Annotated in this window: 16 protein-coding genes; 10 read left to right on the top strand and 6 right to left on the bottom strand. The window is 37.5% G+C overall.

Annotated features, from left to right (window positions below):
- Nucleotides 1-56: 56 nt before the first annotated feature.
- From CVT15_RS03955 to CVT15_RS03930, 6 genes are all read left to right on the top strand, one after another.
- On the top strand, nt 57-311 hold the full coding sequence (locus CVT15_RS03955) for a pyruvate kinase (RefSeq protein ID WP_054196512.1): 255 nt from the start codon (nt 57-59) through the stop codon (nt 309-311).
- 9 nt (nt 312-320) lie between these two features.
- Entirely contained in the window at nt 321-983 is a 663-nt protein-coding gene (locus tag CVT15_RS03950; protein WP_084108128.1) for a response regulator transcription factor, read from the top strand.
- Nucleotides 976-2145: a sensor histidine kinase gene (locus CVT15_RS03945; protein WP_107897955.1), complete on the top strand. Its 1170-nt coding sequence runs from the start codon at nt 976-978 to the stop codon at nt 2143-2145. Before CVT15_RS03950 ends, CVT15_RS03945 begins: the two co-directional genes overlap by 8 nt.
- 127 nt (nt 2146-2272) lie before the next feature.
- A complete protein-coding gene (locus tag CVT15_RS03940; RefSeq protein WP_107897956.1) occupies nt 2273-3748 on the top strand; it encodes an aldehyde dehydrogenase family protein in 1476 nt (491 codons plus the stop codon).
- Nucleotides 3749-3892: 144 nt separating this feature from the next.
- Nucleotides 3893-4594, top strand: a complete 702-nt coding sequence (locus CVT15_RS03935; protein ID WP_087585787.1) for a metallophosphoesterase — start codon at nt 3893-3895, stop codon at nt 4592-4594.
- Between the two features lie 2 nt (nt 4595-4596).
- Nucleotides 4597-5622, top strand: coding sequence for a hypothetical protein (locus CVT15_RS03930; RefSeq protein ID WP_103576981.1), 1026 nt, complete (start codon nt 4597-4599; stop codon nt 5620-5622).
- A 90-nt stretch (nt 5623-5712) separates the two neighbouring features.
- Here CVT15_RS03930 and CVT15_RS03925 read toward each other — a convergent pair whose 3' ends face one another.
- A complete protein-coding gene (locus CVT15_RS03925) occupies nt 5713-6534 on the bottom strand; it encodes a YihY family inner membrane protein (protein WP_103576980.1) in 822 nt (273 codons plus the stop codon).
- A 3-nt stretch (nt 6535-6537) separates the two neighbouring features.
- Nucleotides 6538-7260, bottom strand: a complete 723-nt coding sequence (locus tag CVT15_RS03920) for a plasminogen-binding N-terminal domain-containing protein (protein ID WP_021090557.1) — start codon at nt 7258-7260, stop codon at nt 6538-6540.
- Between the two features lie 113 nt (nt 7261-7373).
- On the opposite strand from CVT15_RS03920, the gene CVT15_RS03915 reads away from it, so the two are divergent.
- The 4 genes from CVT15_RS03915 to CVT15_RS03900 all read left to right on the top strand — a co-directional run bounded on the left by CVT15_RS03915 (nt 7374) and on the right by CVT15_RS03900 (nt 12771).
- A complete protein-coding gene (locus CVT15_RS03915; RefSeq protein ID WP_103576979.1) occupies nt 7374-8543 on the top strand; it encodes a peptidoglycan DD-metalloendopeptidase family protein in 1170 nt (389 codons plus the stop codon).
- A gap of 9 nt (nt 8544-8552) precedes the next feature.
- Nucleotides 8553-9920: a magnesium transporter gene (gene mgtE, locus CVT15_RS03910; protein WP_103576978.1), complete on the top strand. Its 1368-nt coding sequence runs from the start codon at nt 8553-8555 to the stop codon at nt 9918-9920.
- A complete protein-coding gene (locus tag CVT15_RS03905; protein ID WP_103576977.1) occupies nt 9905-10489 on the top strand; it encodes an NUDIX domain-containing protein in 585 nt (194 codons plus the stop codon). Before mgtE ends, CVT15_RS03905 begins: the two co-directional genes overlap by 16 nt.
- Before the next feature lie 188 nt (nt 10490-10677).
- Entirely contained in the window at nt 10678-12771 is a 2094-nt protein-coding gene (locus CVT15_RS03900; RefSeq protein ID WP_103576976.1) for an RNA degradosome polyphosphate kinase, read from the top strand.
- A 146-nt stretch (nt 12772-12917) separates the two neighbouring features.
- Here the strand turns inward: CVT15_RS03900 and CVT15_RS03895 are convergent, their stop codons facing one another.
- The 4 genes from CVT15_RS03895 to hemC are packed head-to-tail and all read right to left on the bottom strand — an operon-like array spanning nt 12918 to nt 17472.
- Nucleotides 12918-14726: a menaquinone biosynthesis decarboxylase gene (locus CVT15_RS03895; protein WP_107897957.1), complete on the bottom strand. Its 1809-nt coding sequence runs from the start codon at nt 14724-14726 to the stop codon at nt 12918-12920.
- A gap of 12 nt (nt 14727-14738) precedes the next feature.
- Complete coding sequence (locus CVT15_RS03890; protein WP_087585778.1) at nt 14739-15257, bottom strand: hypothetical protein; 519 nt, start codon at nt 15255-15257, stop codon at nt 14739-14741.
- Nucleotides 15251-16513: an AAA family ATPase gene (locus tag CVT15_RS03885; protein WP_107897958.1), complete on the bottom strand. Its 1263-nt coding sequence runs from the start codon at nt 16511-16513 to the stop codon at nt 15251-15253. Before CVT15_RS03885 ends, CVT15_RS03890 begins: the two co-directional genes overlap by 7 nt.
- 29 nt (nt 16514-16542) lie before the next feature.
- Nucleotides 16543-17472: a hydroxymethylbilane synthase gene (hemC, locus tag CVT15_RS03880; RefSeq protein WP_103576827.1), complete on the bottom strand. Its 930-nt coding sequence runs from the start codon at nt 17470-17472 to the stop codon at nt 16543-16545.
- Nucleotides 17473-17474 lie beyond the last annotated feature (2 nt).

The raw sequence follows: 17474 nt of genomic DNA, 5'->3' as shown, positions 1-17474 counted from the left end.
ACTCACTTAACACTAAAGAGATAGTATTTCATCATATTTCATTTAAAGGAGACGTTATGAAGAAATTACTACTAGTTGCACTTGGTGCTATGTTTATGCTTGGTGGTCTTGCAAATGCTACTGAAATGATGAAAAAAGATGACATGGGCAAAGACGAGATGATGAAGAAAGAGCAGATGATGAAAGATGACATGGGCAAAAAACCCATGATAAAAAAAGATGAGATGAAAAAAGATGACATGGGCATGAAAGACGAAATGAAAAAAGACGACATGGGTATGAAAAAAGACGAAATGAAAAAAGGCATGTAAAGGTGCTTAATGGTTAGAATTTTGCTCGTTGAAGATGATGAAATTTTACTTGATCTCATCAGTGAGTATCTAGTTGAAAATGGCTATGAAGTAACCACTTCAGATAACGCCAAAGAAGCGCTTGATCTCGCCTACGAGCAAAATTTCGACCTGCTTATACTTGACGTCAAACTCCCACAAGGAGATGGCTTTTCACTTCTTTCTTCCTTAAGAGAGCTAGGTGTTAGCGCACCTAGCATCTTTACCACCTCGCTAAATACCATAGATGATCTTGAAAAAGGCTACAAAAGTGGTTGCGACGACTATCTAAAAAAGCCATTTGAGCTAAAAGAACTACTCATACGTATACAAGCACTTCTAAAGAGAAATTTCTCACATCATAGCGGCGATGCGATCAAAATTTCAAGTGAATTTAGCTTTCATCCGCAGAGCAAAACACTAAGCAAAGATGGCAAAAATGTAAATATCTCGAGTAAAGAGAGCGACCTACTCGCGCTATTTTTGCAAAACAAAGGCAAAATTTTAACCAAAGATGAAATTTTTAATAAAATTTGGAAATTTGACGAGGAACCAAGCGAACTTAGCCTTCGTGTCTATATCAAAAATTTACGCCAAATTTTAGGCAAAGATGCCATTTTAAATAGGCGTGGGGACGGCTATGTCTATGTCTGAAAAGACGCAAATTTTATTTAAAATTTTATCCCTCTATCTTGTTAGCACTGTGCTATTTTTAGGATATTTTTTCATACACGACTATAAAAACAAAAAAGAAACGCTCATTTTAAACGAGGCGAAGTCTTTAAAAGAGATAAAAATGGGCATTTACATGAAAGCTAGAATGAATGGACTTGACTCAATTTCAAGTCTAACAAAAGAAAAAGGCGTGCATGCTTGCATCGTGCTAAAAAATGGCGAGAAAATTTATAAAGACTTTGACTGCCAAAAAATCGACAAAAGTAAAAATGTAAATTTGATCGGCGGCAAGGTTGCGATATTTGAAAAGATCCAGTACATGGACGACAACACCACAGACGAGCTCTCACACGCAGATATTTTTCTAGTTGGCAAAGATATCAAGGCTGAAATTTTGTCTTTACAAATTTCAACCACGCTAAAGGCACTCTTTTTCTTTTTTGCCCTGCTCTTTGTCGCCTTTTACCTAGCAAAACTAAGCCTAAGACCGCTTTATGAAAAGATAGATACGCTAAACCGCTTCATAAAAGACTCAACACACGAGATAAAAACGCCTCTAAGCGTCATCTCGATGAGTATAGAAACGGCCGATCTTGACAACCTAAATGAGCGAAATTTAAAGCGTTTTAACAATATCAGCCTTGCCGCAAAGAGCCTAAATAACATTTATGACGCGCTCGTTCATCTAAGCTTTAACCTAGATAAGCCTAGCAAAAAGGAGCTCATAGATCTAAATTTACTAACCACACAAAGACTGAACTATTTCTCGCCATTTTTTGCCAAACGTGGACTTGAGATAGATACTAGCCTAAAGCCAAGCTTTATAAATGCAGATCTTGGGGATGTGAGCAAAATTTTAGACAACCTTCTTAGCAACGCCTCCAAATATGCAGCGCCAAATTCAAAAGTACGCATCACTTTAGAGCCAAATTTCTTTAGCATAAGTAACACCGGTCGAGGCATCAGCAAAGAGCAGCAACTTCAAATTTTTGATCGTTACACGAGATTTAACGACGATCAAGGCGGCTTTGGCATAGGGCTAAATTTAGTTAAAGAGTGCTGTAAGAAAAATGATATCGTCGTAAAATGCCAAAGCGAACTTGATGGCGAGACTACGTTTTTGCTCTCTTGGCAGAGTTAAATTTTAAAATAATCCTACTTTAAATAATAAAATTTATTAAAAAAGATAATTTATGTCCAAAATTTATTTTTGATAAATTTTATTAATATTATAATCCTTTTACAAAATCTTAATCAAGGAGAAAAGTATGAAACTACTAGAAAAATATGGGCTTTTCATAAATGGTGAGTGGCGTGACGCAAAAGACGGCGCTACACTTGATGCAAAAAATCCAGCAAACGGCGAGCACCTTGCAAAGATCGCTGATGCTACCGAAGAAGATGTAAATGACGCAGTTCGTGCTGCACGTGAGGCTTTTAAGAAATTTAAACACACCACAACTAGCGAGCGTGCAAAGCTTTTAAACAAGATCGCTGACATCATTGATGAAAACAAAGAGCACTTGGCAAAAGTTGAGAGCATGGATAACGGCAAGCCGATCCGCGAGACGCTAAATGTTGATATCCCTTTTGCAGCAGAGCATTTTAGATACTTTGCTGGCGTTATCATAGGCGAAGAAGGCAGCGCAAACGTGCTTGACGAGAAGCAACTCTCTATCGTTTTACGCGAGCCAATAGGCGTCGTGGGTCAGATAGTGCCTTGGAATTTTCCATTTTTGATGGCAGCTTGGAAGCTAGCTCCAGTGATCGCAGCAGGCGATGCGAGTGTATTTAAGCCATCAAGCGAGACAAGCCTAAGCGTGCTTGAGCTATTTAGGCTGATAGATAAAATTTTGCCAAAAGGTCTTATCAACATAATAACTGGAAAAGGTAGCAAGAGCGGCGAGTGGATTAAAAACCATCCAGGCCTTGATAAGCTAGCATTTACTGGCTCAACCGAGATCGGCCGCGATATCGCCATAGCTGCTGCTCGCCGTATCATCCCAGCTACACTTGAGCTTGGCGGCAAGAGCGCAAATATCTTCTTTAGCGACGCAAATTTAGACAAAGCGCTTGACGGCCTTCAGCTTGGAATTTTGTTTAACCAAGGTCAAGTTTGCTGCGCAGGTTCAAGAATTTTCGTAGAAGAGAGCTTTTATGACAAATTTATAGAGGCTGCGGTTAAGAAATTTAGCACTATAAAGGTTGGCGATCCGTTAGATCCTAGCACTCAAATGGGCTCACAAATCAATAAAAAACAAGCTGAGCAAATTCTAAACTACGTCGAGATCGGCAAAAAAGAAGGCGCAAAAGTGGCAGTTGGTGGTAAAGCCTACACCGCAAATGGTTGCGACAAGGGCGCATTTGTAGAGCCAACGTTGCTAGTTGATGTGACAAATGATATGAGAGTGGCTCAAGAAGAGATCTTTGGACCAGTTGGCGTTGTCATCAAATTTAAAGATGAAGCCGAGCTTATCAAAATGGTAAATGATAGTGAATATGGCCTAGGTGGTGGAATTTTCACGCAAGACATCACAAAAGCACTTCGCGTTGCAAGGTCGATGGAGACTGGCAGGGTCTGGATCAACACCTACAACCAAATCCCAGCAGGTAGCCCATTTGGCGGATATAAAAACTCAGGTATCGGCCGTGAAACGCACAAGATCATCCTTGAGCACTACACTCAGATGAAAAACATCATGATCGATCTCACCGGCAAGGTTAGCGGCTTTTACGCACAATGATTTTAGGGAGCTTAGGCTCCCTTCTGCTTTAAATTTCTAATTTTGCTTTAAAAAATTCTACTTAAATTTCAACTTATCACTTTATAACGATTTTCACTTCATTTTTAGGCTTAATAGACTAAAATTTGGCGCAAGGGAGAAAATTTGAGCGAGCAAATTTATATTATAGGCGATGTGCACGGCTGTTTTAATACACTCTTAAAGCTTATCGACCAGTTTCCAAACAAAGAAAAATCACAAATTTGCTTTGTAGGAGATGTGATAGATAGAGGGCCTTATAGCTGTGAGACAGTCGAGCTAATCATACAAAATGGCTACAAAATGGTAATGGGAAATCATGAGCGCAGGCTGCTAAGCAACAAAGATTTCTTTTTAAAAAACAAAATACCATTTGATACAAGTTGGTTTTACAATAATGGCGGCGAAGAAACATACAGATCATATCTAATTCAAAGCATAAATTTCAGAGAAAAACACATAGAATTTTTAGAGAGTATTCCAGTATATTTAGAGTTTAAAGATCACAAAAACCAAAACGGCGAGCATTTGGTTGTTTCGCACTCGGCCGTTGGTAAATTTTGGGACTTAAGAGATGATGATAGATCAAGAGACGAGTTTAGAAGGCATGTACTATCAGGCAGAGGCGATATGACGCAAGTAGAAGGCGTATTTAACGTCTACGGACACACGCCAGTGCGTGAGGCTAAGCTCTATACAAATAGCGCCAATATCGATACAGGATGTGTTTTTAACGAAGAAGGATATGATAAGCTAAGTGCCTTAGAATTTCCATCGATGAAAATTTATACGCAAAAAAATATTGAAAAATTTAATAAACAAGGATAAAAATGTGGTTTTCTAAAAAGAGCTCTAGCTTTGCAAGCAGAGTTGATAAATTTTGGAGCGAATTTGGCAAAAATTTAGACGCCATCAAACAAAATTTAGAAGATAAAAACTTTGAAGCCGCAAGCAAAATGACCGAAGAGGCGCTAAATTTATGTTTGGTTGATCCTAACTTTATGATTGGGCTTATTGATGGAAAGATCGATCTAGTACTCACTCCAGAAGGACTTAAGCATAGACTTTTGTGGCTTAAATTTATAAAGTCGCGTATGCCAAAAGAGTATGAAGCAAAACTTACTTGCACACTTGGCAAGCCACGTGTACCACGAAACGTCGCTACTATACAAATGTATGGCGTAAGTGTTGATGCAAATGATATCATAGTCTATGCAAATTTCAATGACAAAAGCGTAGATATGTGTCTCTATAACGAAACTCTAAGCAAGCTTAAAAGCGAAGATGAAAATAAGGCTTATACATTATCGCTCATACTTTGTGACAACGTAGTTGGTGAGATGATCATGATAAATATGCTTGGAGAGTTTGAGATCGTGGACGAGCCAAGAGAAAAAGGCGTGCCGCTGATCGACTTTGCCGATCTTATAGATGATAAATTTGGTAAAGAAGCCTCAAACGAGCCGCTTAAGAATTTTATGGTCTATGAGCTAGAGCCTCGTTCAAATGAACTACGTGACGACGTTTTTACAGGATATACATCTCTTAGCGAGCTACTAAACGAGTACTACGACGGCATAAGCGATACTTACAACGAAGCTTTTGAACTTGGCATAAATTTTTGCTTTTTAGCCCTATCTCACGGTGGCGACGTACAGTTTGGTGTTGATAGCAAAAACAAAATATCAGACGCACTACAAGAGAGTGAAATTTGCGAGATCATAGGTGAAGCAAATGGCGAGATGCGATCTTACATAGATCTTATCTGTTTTGATAAAGATGAACTAGCCAAGACTGCTAGTAAATTTAGCAAAGAGCTTGGTATAAAGATAGAAATTTGCGAGTTTAAACGCTGATCCACATAAAATTTTTACATAAAATAATACAAATCACGCTAGCTGGTAAATTTATAAAAATATATTACCAGCTGGCACAAACTATTCAATTTATCTTTTAAATTTTGAGCTATTTGAAAGATAAGCACAAAGTTTTAGCCCATATAAAAAGATGATCCACGATATGTAGATCCAGACAAAGAAGAAAAGCACAGCCGAAAACGAGCCATAAACGCTTAGATAGGTTTTGTTATAAAGAACGTAGTAGACAAACGCTGACTTACCAAGATACCAAATAAGCGAGGCTGCAAATGAGCTAAAAAGTGCGCTTTTAAATTTTATCTCGTCATTTACTGAGATGAGATATGTGACACAAAATATCGCCCAAATGATGATATATGGAAATATGCTTAAAAAATTTATAGAGCTTGTGATAACGTTTGAGTTTAGCATCTCTTGAATAAGGCTTGAGAGATAAAAACTACCAGCAAGACCAAGTGGCGCAAGCGTGATAAGCGTCCAATACGAGCTAAGTGCTGACCAAAATCCTCTAGCCTTATTTGCACGTGTCACTTTCAAAACTACATACTCGTAGTCGCTAAAAAACATAGCCGATGTAAATATCATCGCTACAAAGCCAACTATACCTAAATTTCCACTATTTTTTAAGAAATTTTGCAAGTAGTTTGAGATGATCTCTTGGTTACTTGGCAAAAGAGCTGAAAATATAAAATCTTGAATCTTGGCGTAATAATCCTCAAAACTAGGCAGTTTTGTAAAGATAGAAAACGATATAAGAAGTATCGGAATGATCGATAAAATCGTATGAAAACTAAGGCTTGAGGCATAGTGAAAGAGCTCTTTGTCCTTAAGCGTTGGGAGCAAATTTAAAAACTCTTTTAAGCTTTGCTTACTTAAGGACAAACGGCTCATTTATCAGTTGTCTTCTTCGAAAAGTTTTTCGTAGTGAGCGTCGTAGTTGTTAATGTGCTCGCTATTTAGCTTCCAAAACACGGTGTCTATGTCGCTAACTCTTGTATAAAATGGTAGCTGATAGTACTCAACCTCGCCACTTTTAAATTCTTTTAGCACTTTAAAACTTTGGCAATCAGCAAAAACACTTCTGCCATCCATCGCTACGAAAATTAAACCAGCTGCACTTTGAGCACACATTTTTCTAAAGTCATCTCTGCTTGGATTTGGCTTGTATTCGTAGCTTAGATACGCTCCTATAATATCTGGATGAATAAATATCATATTTGGAAACGCAGATGTGATCTCTTCATAAATTTCTTTATTTGGCACGATAATTAATGAGCGGTTATAAAGATAGTTTAGCACGACCATATCGCCATTTGCAGGCGCAATGCCTGGAAGTGGGAGTGCCTTTTGCTCAAGCAGATCAAACACCTCAAATCTAATCTTAGCAAAGCCAGAATTTTTTGAGATAACACTAACTCTTGCGATGATAGAGCTATCAGTATCAAATTTATGAAGTACGACACCACTTGAGCCGATTAAAATTTCTGGACTATCAACTATCGTCGCTGTGCCATCACTATCGACGCTAATTATAGGAGTTCTATACTCATTTAAAGAAAAATCAGCCCCAAAAGCAAAGCCAAAAACTAGCGATAAAATCACAAATATACGTTTCAAAAATATCTCCTAAGTTTAAATTTTTAGAGCGATTATAGCCTAAAATGCTTTATCTTTTGCAAAATTAAAGCAAGTTTTAGTTAAAATCCCACCAGCTTTTTAAAAGGACATTAATGCCTCGTATTTTTATAATTTTTGTAATATTATCTATAAATTTATACGCTATAAAACCAAGTGTCGAAGAGCTCAGTTGGCCAAATGGTAGCAATTTTTTAAATTTCTTAGAGACAAACAAAATCCCACTTTCACTTTACTACAACTTAACAACCGAAGATCAAGAGCTAACAGAAGAGATCATCGCTGGCACAAAATATCAAATTTACAAAGACGACAATGGCAACACCAAACAAGTATTAATCCCTGTTAGTGACGAACTTCAAATGCATATTTTTAGAGATGATAATGATAAATTTAAACTCGAATTTCTTCCTATCTCTTATCAAAGCGAGGATAAATTTTTAGCCTTAAAGGTGGACAAATCAGTCTCTGAAGACATTTTTGACTACACTGGCTCTGGCACTCTAGCTCTTGGCTTTAAAGAAATTTTTAAAGGAAGTGGCATTGATTTTAAAAAGATAAACAAAGGCGATACGATTGCTATCGTTTATAATCAAAAAATACGTATGGGCCGCTCTTTTGGCACTCCAGAAATTTATGCTGCGATGATAGAAACGAAAAATAAACGATATGTTATGTATAAATTTGAAGATAAATTTTATGATAAAAATGGCAAGAAAAATGATAAATTTTTACTAGTCCGCCCTCTTGCAAACGCTAGAATCACATCAGCTTTTACCCTAAAAAGATGGCACCCCATTCTCCAAAGATATAGAGCGCATCTTGGTGTTGACTACGGTGCTCCAAAAGGCACACCTATCAAGGCAGCAGGCGATGGTACAGTTAAATTTGTCGGACAAAAAAGCGGATATGGCAGAACCGTTATCATCTCTCACGCTGGTGGCTACGAGACGCTTTATGCTCATCTAAATGGCTTTGCTAAAGGCATAAAAGGCGGACTAAAAGTCAAGCAAGGCACGCTTATAGCCTACGTTGGCACAAGCGGTATGAGCACAGGGCCACATCTTCATTTTGGTCTTTATAGGGACAATAAGCCTATCAATCCAGAAAGTGCAATAAAGGTCGTTAAAAGCCTAGAGGATAAGAAAGAATCAGCTAAATTTAAAGCAGTTGTTAGTAAAAATGATGAGCTAATAAAAAATGCTTTAAATAATGAAAAAGAGTACCACAAAGTGGAATTTTTTCCTAATGTAATAGAATTTTAAAGGTAAAACTTGAGCCAAGAACTAGAAGAAGCAAAAGAGCTGATAGATCAGCATTTAGATGAAAATTTAGAAGATAATGAACTCTCACCTTACGAGCTAGCCCAACACCTAAAAACGCTAAAGAAACACGACGAAGAGCTCTTTGCTCAGTATCTTGAGAAGCTAGATCCTGAAATTTTAGGTGATGTTGCTATCGAGCTACCTGATCACATGCTAAAAGATGTGATCGAACAACTTCCAGCTGAAAAGATCGTAGAAGCTCTTGAAGAGCTAGAGAGCGATGATGCGACTGATTTGCTTCAATACATCGAGGATATCGATGAGGATAAAGCTAGAGAGCTTTTTAACGAGCTTGATAGAGAAAACCAAAATGAAATTTTAAGACTTAGAAGCTACGAAGAAGATAGAGCTGGTGCTCACATGCAAACAGAGCTTTTTTCGGCTCACCTTGAAGAAAAGCTTGGCAATGCAGTAGCAAGACTTAGACGAGAAAAGCAAGAAGGCAAGCTAGAAAATATCTCTCAGCTTTTTATCATCGATAAAAATGGCGTTTTACAATACGCTATCCCACTTGAAGATCTTATACTTTTTGATTTTACAAAGACACTAAAGCAAAATATCGAGTCAGCGCAGATCGATCACTACAAACCACACGTTGCAAATGATATGGACCTTATGCAAAATGTCGCTGATATGTTTCAAGAGTACGATCTAAACGTTATCGCTGTTACTAGTAGCACTGGAATTTTGCTTGGTCGTATCACGTCTGATGACATCCACGACTACATTCAAGAGAGTGCAACGGAGCAAATTTACAACCTAGCCGGCGTTGATGACGAGTCAGAAGAGGACGATACACTTTTTAAGGCTGGTCGTGGTCGTGCGGTTTGGCTTGGTGTAAATTTACTAACAGCTCTTTTTAGCTCGTCTATAATCGGACTTTTTGATGAGACAATAGCAGCCTACGTCGCTCTTGCTGTTTTAATGCCAATAGTTGCATCAATGGGTGGAAATACCGGCACACAAGCACTTGCCGTTACGGTTCGCCGTCTAGCACTTGGCGAGATAGAGTTTAAAGATGCCAAACATGTTCTAAAACGTGAGGTTAGTATTTCACTCATAAATGGACTAATCTTTGGTGTAGTAATGGGTATAATCGCCTCTGTTTGGTTTGACAAAGGTATGCTTGGCGTTGTTATCGGACTTAGTATGGTTACGAATTTATTCTTTGCTGGATTTTTTGGCACGATCATACCTCTTACACTAAGGCGTTTTAATATCGATCCAGCTGTTGGCTCAGCCGTCATTCTTACTACTTTTACTGATGCGATAGGATTTTTTAGCTTTTTAGGACTTGCAAAATGGATACTACTATAACGAATTTAGAAATTTTACCACTGGGCGAGTCAAAATATCTAAAGCCCTTTAAGATTAAATTTGAGCAAAATGGGGTTAAAAGAGACTGGGACTGCGTAAAAGTGATGAATAGCGTTAGTATTTTTTTATATCACGAGCAAAAGGATGCCTTTTTGTTTGTAAAGCAGTTTCGCCCGGCTGTTTGGTACTCGCAAGAGAAAGAAAATTTAAAAACAAATGAGCAAGGCTTTACTTATGAGCTTTGCGCAGGGCTTATGGATAAAGGACTAAGCGAAGAGCAAACAGCTAGAGAAGAAGCGATCGAAGAAGTGGGCTATGAGCTAAAAGAGATAGAGCGTATCACGATGACATACGGTGCTTTTGGCTTTGGAGGCAATATGCAAACGATGTTTTACGCAAAGATCGATGAGAGCATGAAGGTAAATTCTGGCGGTGGCGTCGATGGCGAAGATATAGAGCTTGTTTTTATAAAACGAGAAGACATGATGAAATTTGCCTTTGACGAGAGCAAAGTCAAGGGTTTTGGGCTTATCTTTGCTTATTTGTGGTGGGAGAAATTTAAAAGCTAAAACGATATCTTTTTAATAAGCGCAAAAAAATGACTGCCACTAAAAAGATACCAACCAATATCACATAATCAGACATAACAAGCCTTTAAATTTAAGTTTTGGCTTATTGTAACCAAAATTTTAAATAAAGTAAGAACTTTATAACCGCACATATCATAAAATAACTCAAAAACGCACAAGGAGAAAAGATGAGCGAAAATGGAACTATTTTTATAAACCGAGAATTAAGCTGGCTACGCTTTAATTCAAGGGTGCTCGCTCAGTGTGAAAAGGAAATTCCTTTACTTGAAAAGCTAAAATTTATAGCCATTTATATGACAAATCTAGACGAGTTTTATATGATCAGAGTCGCTGGCCTAAAGCAGCTTTTCGCAGCTGGAGCTACTACAAGCAGTGGCGATGGAATGAGCCCACTTGATCAGCTAAGAGAGATTAGAAAATATCTACAAAATGAGCAAAATTTAGTAGAAGATCACTATAAAAAAACAGTAAATGCTCTTAGCAAAGAGGGGCTTTTTATAAAAAATTATGACGAGCTTGATGATAGCTTGAAGCAAAAGTGTGACGAATACTTTTTCTCAAATATCTTACCAGTCATCGTTCCTATCGCTGTCGATGCAACTCATCCATTTCCGCACCTAAACAACCTTAGCTTTTCACTTGCCGTGAAACTTGCTGATATCGAACATCCAGAAATTTTAAAATACGGCATGATAAGAATTTCAAGAGTCTTGCCACGTTTTACACAGCCAAGTAGCAATGTTTTTGTGCCGATTGAAACGATCGTACACCGCCATGCAGAAGAAATTTTTCCAGGGTATAAGCTACTTAGCTCGGCTGCTTTTAGAGTGACGAGAAACGCTGATATCGTCATCGAAGAAGAAGAAGCGGATGATTTTATGATGATACTTGAGCAAGGGCTAAAGCTTCGCAGAAAAGGAGCTTTTGTTCGTATGCAAATCGATAAAAACGTAGATGCTGACATCTTGGACTTCTTAAATTTTCATATGAAAATTTTTCATAAAGATGTCTATTTTTCAAGTATTCCGCTCACTCTTAGCTCACTTTGGGAGATAGCTGGAAGTAAAAATTTTACCCACCTAGCAAATGCGCCTTACGTTCCAAAGACACTACCACCATTTGGCAATGGTATCTCGGTATTTGACGCCATAGATAAAGAAGATGTGCTCTTAGTGCATCCATTTGAGAGCTTTGATCCAGTTGTAAGCTTTATAAAAGAAGCCAGCAAAGATCCAAAAGTCATATCTATTCGAATGACACTTTATAGAGTCGATAAAAGCTCACCAATAATTCAAAGCCTAATAGACGCCGCAAGTGATGGCAAACAAGTAACTGTGATGGTTGAGCTAAAAGCAAGGTTTGATGAAGAAAATAACCTGCACTGGGCAAAGGCGCTTGAAGACGCAGGCGCGCACGTGATATATGGCATCACAGGCTTTAAGGTACATGCAAAAGTTAGCCAGGTCATTCGCCAAATCGGCGATAAGCTTAAATTTTATATGCACTTTGGTACAGGCAACTACAACGGCAGTTCGGCTAAAATTTACACCGACGTGAGCCTATTTACAAGCAAAGAAGAATTTAGCCAGGATACGACCTCATTTTTTCACATCCTCTCAGGATATAATAAAAACCGCCGTCTAAACGCTCTTAGCATGTCGCCTTTTCAGATAAAAGAGCGTATCATCGAAAAGATAAGAGTGGAAGCAAGCAAAGGCAGCGAGGGTAGGATCATTGCCAAAATGAATGCGCTAATCGACGAAGATGTGATAAATGAGCTTAGCCGCGCATCAAACGCAGGTGTGAAGATCGACCTTATAGTTCGTGGTGTGTGCGGACTAAGGCCTGGCATAAAAGGCAAAAGTGAAAATATAAAAGTTCGCTCAATAATCGGCAAATACTTAGAGCACGCTAGAATTTTATATTTTAAACATGCTCAGCCAAAAATTTATATCTCAAGTGCTGACTGGATGCCGCGAAATCTAGAGCGTCGCTTGGAGCTTATGACACCTATTTTTGAGCCAAGACTTCAAGAGAGGTTGCTTGAAATTTTAGAGCTTCAGCTAAGCGATAATGACCTAGCTTTTGAGCTACAAAATAGCGGTGAATACGTAAAAGTAGCAAGAAACGAAAATGAAAAAGTAATATCTTGCCACGAAGTTTTGGAAAATTATATATCTAAAATTTATAAATCCGTAAAAAAAGACACCGACAAAGCAAAAGCCGATATGCTCGCAAGCAAGCTCTTAAAAGAGAGCTAAAAATAAATTAAGCTTTTAGACCTATAGTCTAAAAGCTATTTTTAAATTAGCATAAAAACACTAGCATTTGATTAAGCAAGTCTTATTAAAAATTTCAAATCCACAGCAAAAAGCAAAATTTATAAATTTACTTGAGTACCTTAAAGCTAGCCAAATATTTCAAATTTTTTAAATAACTCTGGCTCATCTTTTACTATGCCGCGCTTAACTAGATCAGCAACTACTTCACGGTCACAATCCGTTTGTAGCGGCCAGCCACGTGTATATCCCTCACGCTCATCTTTGCTAGTGGCATCTACGCAGAAATTTTCACCATCTATGAAAATATCACGCAACGCATCGATATTATTTGTCACACGCCAAAGTAGCATATATGGGTTTTCAAGATGATTTTGCATATCCACAACGATAAGGAGTTTAAAAAATTCTCTAAATGTCAAAAGCTTGTCAAAAAGCTCTTTTACCACATAATCTTTTTCAAATTTCACCACACAAATAGGCGTTTTAGTATCCGTTTTAAACTGCTTAAGCTCTTTTACATTTGGCGATATACTTTGAAACTTAGCTAAAAGCTCACTGTCGCTTAAAACCATAGGGTTAAATTTACAAAAGTCCTGCGTTGCATCTACGCCGAGTTTGCCACCAAAACACGAATTTGGACTAGCATGATCAAGCTGATCGCACACACCTTGGCTTATTAGCACACTTTGGCTACCAAAACGATTTAAAACAAAGCTAGTAAATTCATCATAATCTTTAAGCTCAGGCGCATCGGCTCCAACAAAAATAGCATGTTTTACAAAGCTCATCTGCCCAACGCCCCAAAATGCGTGCATGGCCTGCTTTGCATGAGCTGGATAAAGCGTATTTATCTTGGCTAAGATTAGGTTGTGAAAAACACCATTTTCAGGCATATTGTAGTCTAAAAGCTCAGGCACGGTCGTTCGCAAAAGCGGCAAAAAAACCCGCTCAGTCGCCCAGCCCATATATTTATCCTCAAGTGGCGGCTTTCCAACCACAGTCGCGTGAAATACTGGTTTACGCTTGCTAGTTATCGCCGTTACATCCATCACTGGGAAAGGCTCGATAGGTGTATAAAAGCCAGTGTGATCGCCAAATGGCCCTTCAAGCTCGCACTTAGCCGTATCCATGAAACCTTCTATCACGTAGTCCGCATCGTGCGGAACGTAAATTTCATTCGTTAAGGATTTTACAAGTTTGGCTGGCTCTTTACGGATAAAGCCATAAAGCAAAAGTTCAAAAACTCCCTTTGGAAGCGGCGCTTGTCCGCACCAAATATAAAGCGGATCGCCGCCAATGGCTATAGAGACTGGCATTTTTTTGCCTGCACGCTTGTACTCGTGAAAGAAATTTGCACCGTCTTTGTGGATCTGCCAGTGCATGCCAAGGCGATTTTTATCATAAATTTGTAGGCGGTACATGCCTAAATTTTGCAAATTTCCATCCAAGCTTTGCGTATAAACCTGGCCCATAGTGATAAAAGCACCTCCGTCATGCGGCCATGTCTTTAGCGCCGGAAGCGATAGCAAATCAGCATCCTCACCTATAAATTTCACCTGCTGGCACTCACCCTCACCTTTTAATCTCTTAGTAAAAATTTTTCTCATATTAAAAAGATAGGCTAAAAAATCAAGCTTTTCTTTGAAATTACGAGGTTTTCTGGGCTTTAAAAGCTTTTCTATCTCGGCTGCGATCTCATCAGGATTTAGCCCAAAGATAAGCTCAAGCGCGCGTTTTGAGCCATAGATATTTGTAAGCACTGGGGCAAATTTACGCCCAGTTTTTTTGCAAACTGGGTTTTTAAAAAGTAGCGCTTGCGAACCCTCGCGCTTGACCTCGATATAGCTTGCATGCGCGATCTCAAGATCAATATCTGTTGGCTCGTCGATAACACGAAGTAGATTATTTTCTTTTAAAAGCTTGATGTAGTCCATTAAAACCTACTTCTACAAATTATGTTTTTGTAAAAAACTTTCAAAAATTGAGGCATCTAAAGTGTTAGTATTCTTGAAAATAAAATTATATCTTGATAACTTGTTGCCAATATGGTCTTTAATTGCCTTTTTATAACTATCAGACTTGTATACATAAAAGAAGCTTTTAGATAAATCTACAAAATCATTACAGTAAAGACCATGTTGTCTAATCTCATGCATAAAAACTAGCAGTGTTTCTGCAATCTTTAAACACAAATTATCCTCTTTTTTATTCATCCAAACTTTTAAATCATCTAAACTATTTACACAATTCATATCCTTAAATTCAACAAAAATAATATGCTCTTGAATACAATTAAAAAGTATCGTATCGCAAGAACATACCGTATCCCCATGATATTGCAATGATTTTACAAAACTATCAAATTTTAAATATTGTTTGCCATTGTCGTTGCATATACCATCACTAACATTATTTAATTCTTTAAAAAAATTATTATTAAATATTTGTTTTATATTGGCTACCATTCAAAATCTCTCAAAGAGTCTTTTTCTAGCTTTAAAAAAGGCTCATGTAGCTTTTTATATATAATATCCATATTATCTACCTTTTCAATATTATAGCTACCGTCTTCATTTCTTATTGAGGTGTAAAATTCCGTATTTTCTTTAGAATATGTTTCAAAAGCATCAACTATATAAGGGCTATGAGTAGTTATGATAACTTTAGAATCATAAATTTTACAAATTTCAACTATTACTTTAACATACTCGAGTTGCCATTTAGGGTGCAAATGCACTTCTGGCTCGTCAATAATCAGCAAACTTCGACTATCCATAAAATTACCGTTGATAAGCATTTGTAAAATGCCAAAAGCTTTAATTCCACTAGCAACATTGAGAATTTTATAAATATCATTATTTTTTTTTGCAAATTCAAATTCTCTACTATTGCGATTATAGTTTATTTTTCCTTTTATAATACTACTTATATTGTTGTTGCTTGGATCACCACCATAAATAGATTCTCTTAATTTCATATCAAGATCCTTTGTGTGTAATTGAATATTGGCAGTTCCTAATCTTCTCAACATTTCAGCCCTGTTTCTAGGTTCAAAAAAAGTTCTTGCTTTATATATGCTTTCTTGGTAATTTAACATCATTGGAGTTTCAATAATTGTTGCGTCATTAAAAAATAAATCATCATATACAAAAATATCACACAAACTATTACTGAACATTTTTATCTCTAATATACTATTTGCATTCTCAGTTATTACAATATTTGCTTCTTTACTTTTTCTATTAATAACATCATCTAAAAATTCAGAATAAATTATTTTTTTAAAGGCACGCTTAATATTCTCAATTATATTATCTTCTTGCAATAAAACACTAGCTAATTTAATAAGTAAGTCATACATTAATTTTTTAGTGTTATCTTTTTCAACTTCACGTATTCTATCGTTTACTGCATCGACACCTCTCGAATTTATATCATCAAGAAAATATGTTGGATAAAACAACTCTCTTATTTTGATATTTTCTTCAAAATTAGTTTCACGCCTTAATATAAAATATATGTTTTCTACTATGTTTCTAATATTATTTTCTCTATCTTCTTCAAACTCCTCCTTGTGTCTACTAACAGCCTTTACTATTGAAAATAAAATCTTTCCTATTGTACTTTTTCCACTATCATTTTCACCAGCTATAATAGTTAATCCATTAAGATTTATAGAAGCATTTTTTATTAACCCTATATTTTTTATATCTATTTGCATAAATTACTCCTTATTTTCAGAGATATACACTACACCATCTCCTCGGCACGTTTTAGCAGCTCTCTCGCCCCTTTTTCTATAAATTTATGCGCTAGCTCCTTGCCGACACTTTGAAATTTATCCTTACTGGTTTTTAAGCTATCTTTTATAAACTCGCTTCCATCAGATAGGCCAACGATCGCATCGATAGAAATTTCATCTCCTTTTAGCCTTGCGCTTATGCCTATTGGCACTTGGCAGCCACCCTCCAAAACGCTTACAAAGTCACGCTCTATAGTCGTTTCTATGACTGCATTTTCATCATTTAAAAAAGAGATCTCATCTAAAATTTGCTTCTCATCTCTAGCCTCGACACCAAGAGCGCCCTGACCCATCGCAGGTATCATCTCGTCAAAGCCAAATGTGTAGATGTGCGCCACTTCAGCCTTTAAATTTAGGCGGTTTATGCCAGCCATCGCCAAAATTATCGCGTCAAATTCGCCCTCTTTTAGCTTTCTAAGTCTAGTTTGCACATTACCTCTAAGCGAGATGATCTCAAGATCAGGCCTCATGATAAGTAGCTGCATCTTGCGGCGCAGGCTCGTTGTGCCAACCTTTGCACCGTTCGGTAGGTCGCTAAATTTAGCAAATTTCTCACTTATCATCGCATCTCTAGTATCCTCGCGTGAGCAAATGACCGCTAGTTTAAGCCCTTCTGGAAATACGACAGGCACGTCTTTTAGGCTATGTACCGCGATATCGGTCTCGCCTTTTAGCATGCTATCTTCAAGCTCTTTTGTAAAAAGCCCCTTACCTCCGATCTTAGCTAGTGGTGTGTCAAGGATCACGTCACCCTTTGTCTTCATGCCCTCAAGCACGACCTTCATGCCCTTGTGCTGCGCCTCGATCCTAGCCTTGATATGCTCGCTTTGCCAAAGCGCTAAGATACTCTTTCTAGTTGCTATTTTTATCTCTTTCATCA

The sequence above is a fragment of the Campylobacter concisus genome, assembly GCF_003048595.2.
GTDB classification, from domain to species: domain Bacteria; phylum Campylobacterota; class Campylobacteria; order Campylobacterales; family Campylobacteraceae; genus Campylobacter_A; species Campylobacter_A concisus_L.
Note: the sequence above shows the minus strand (reverse complement) of the source record. Positions and strands in the feature narration are given on the sequence as shown.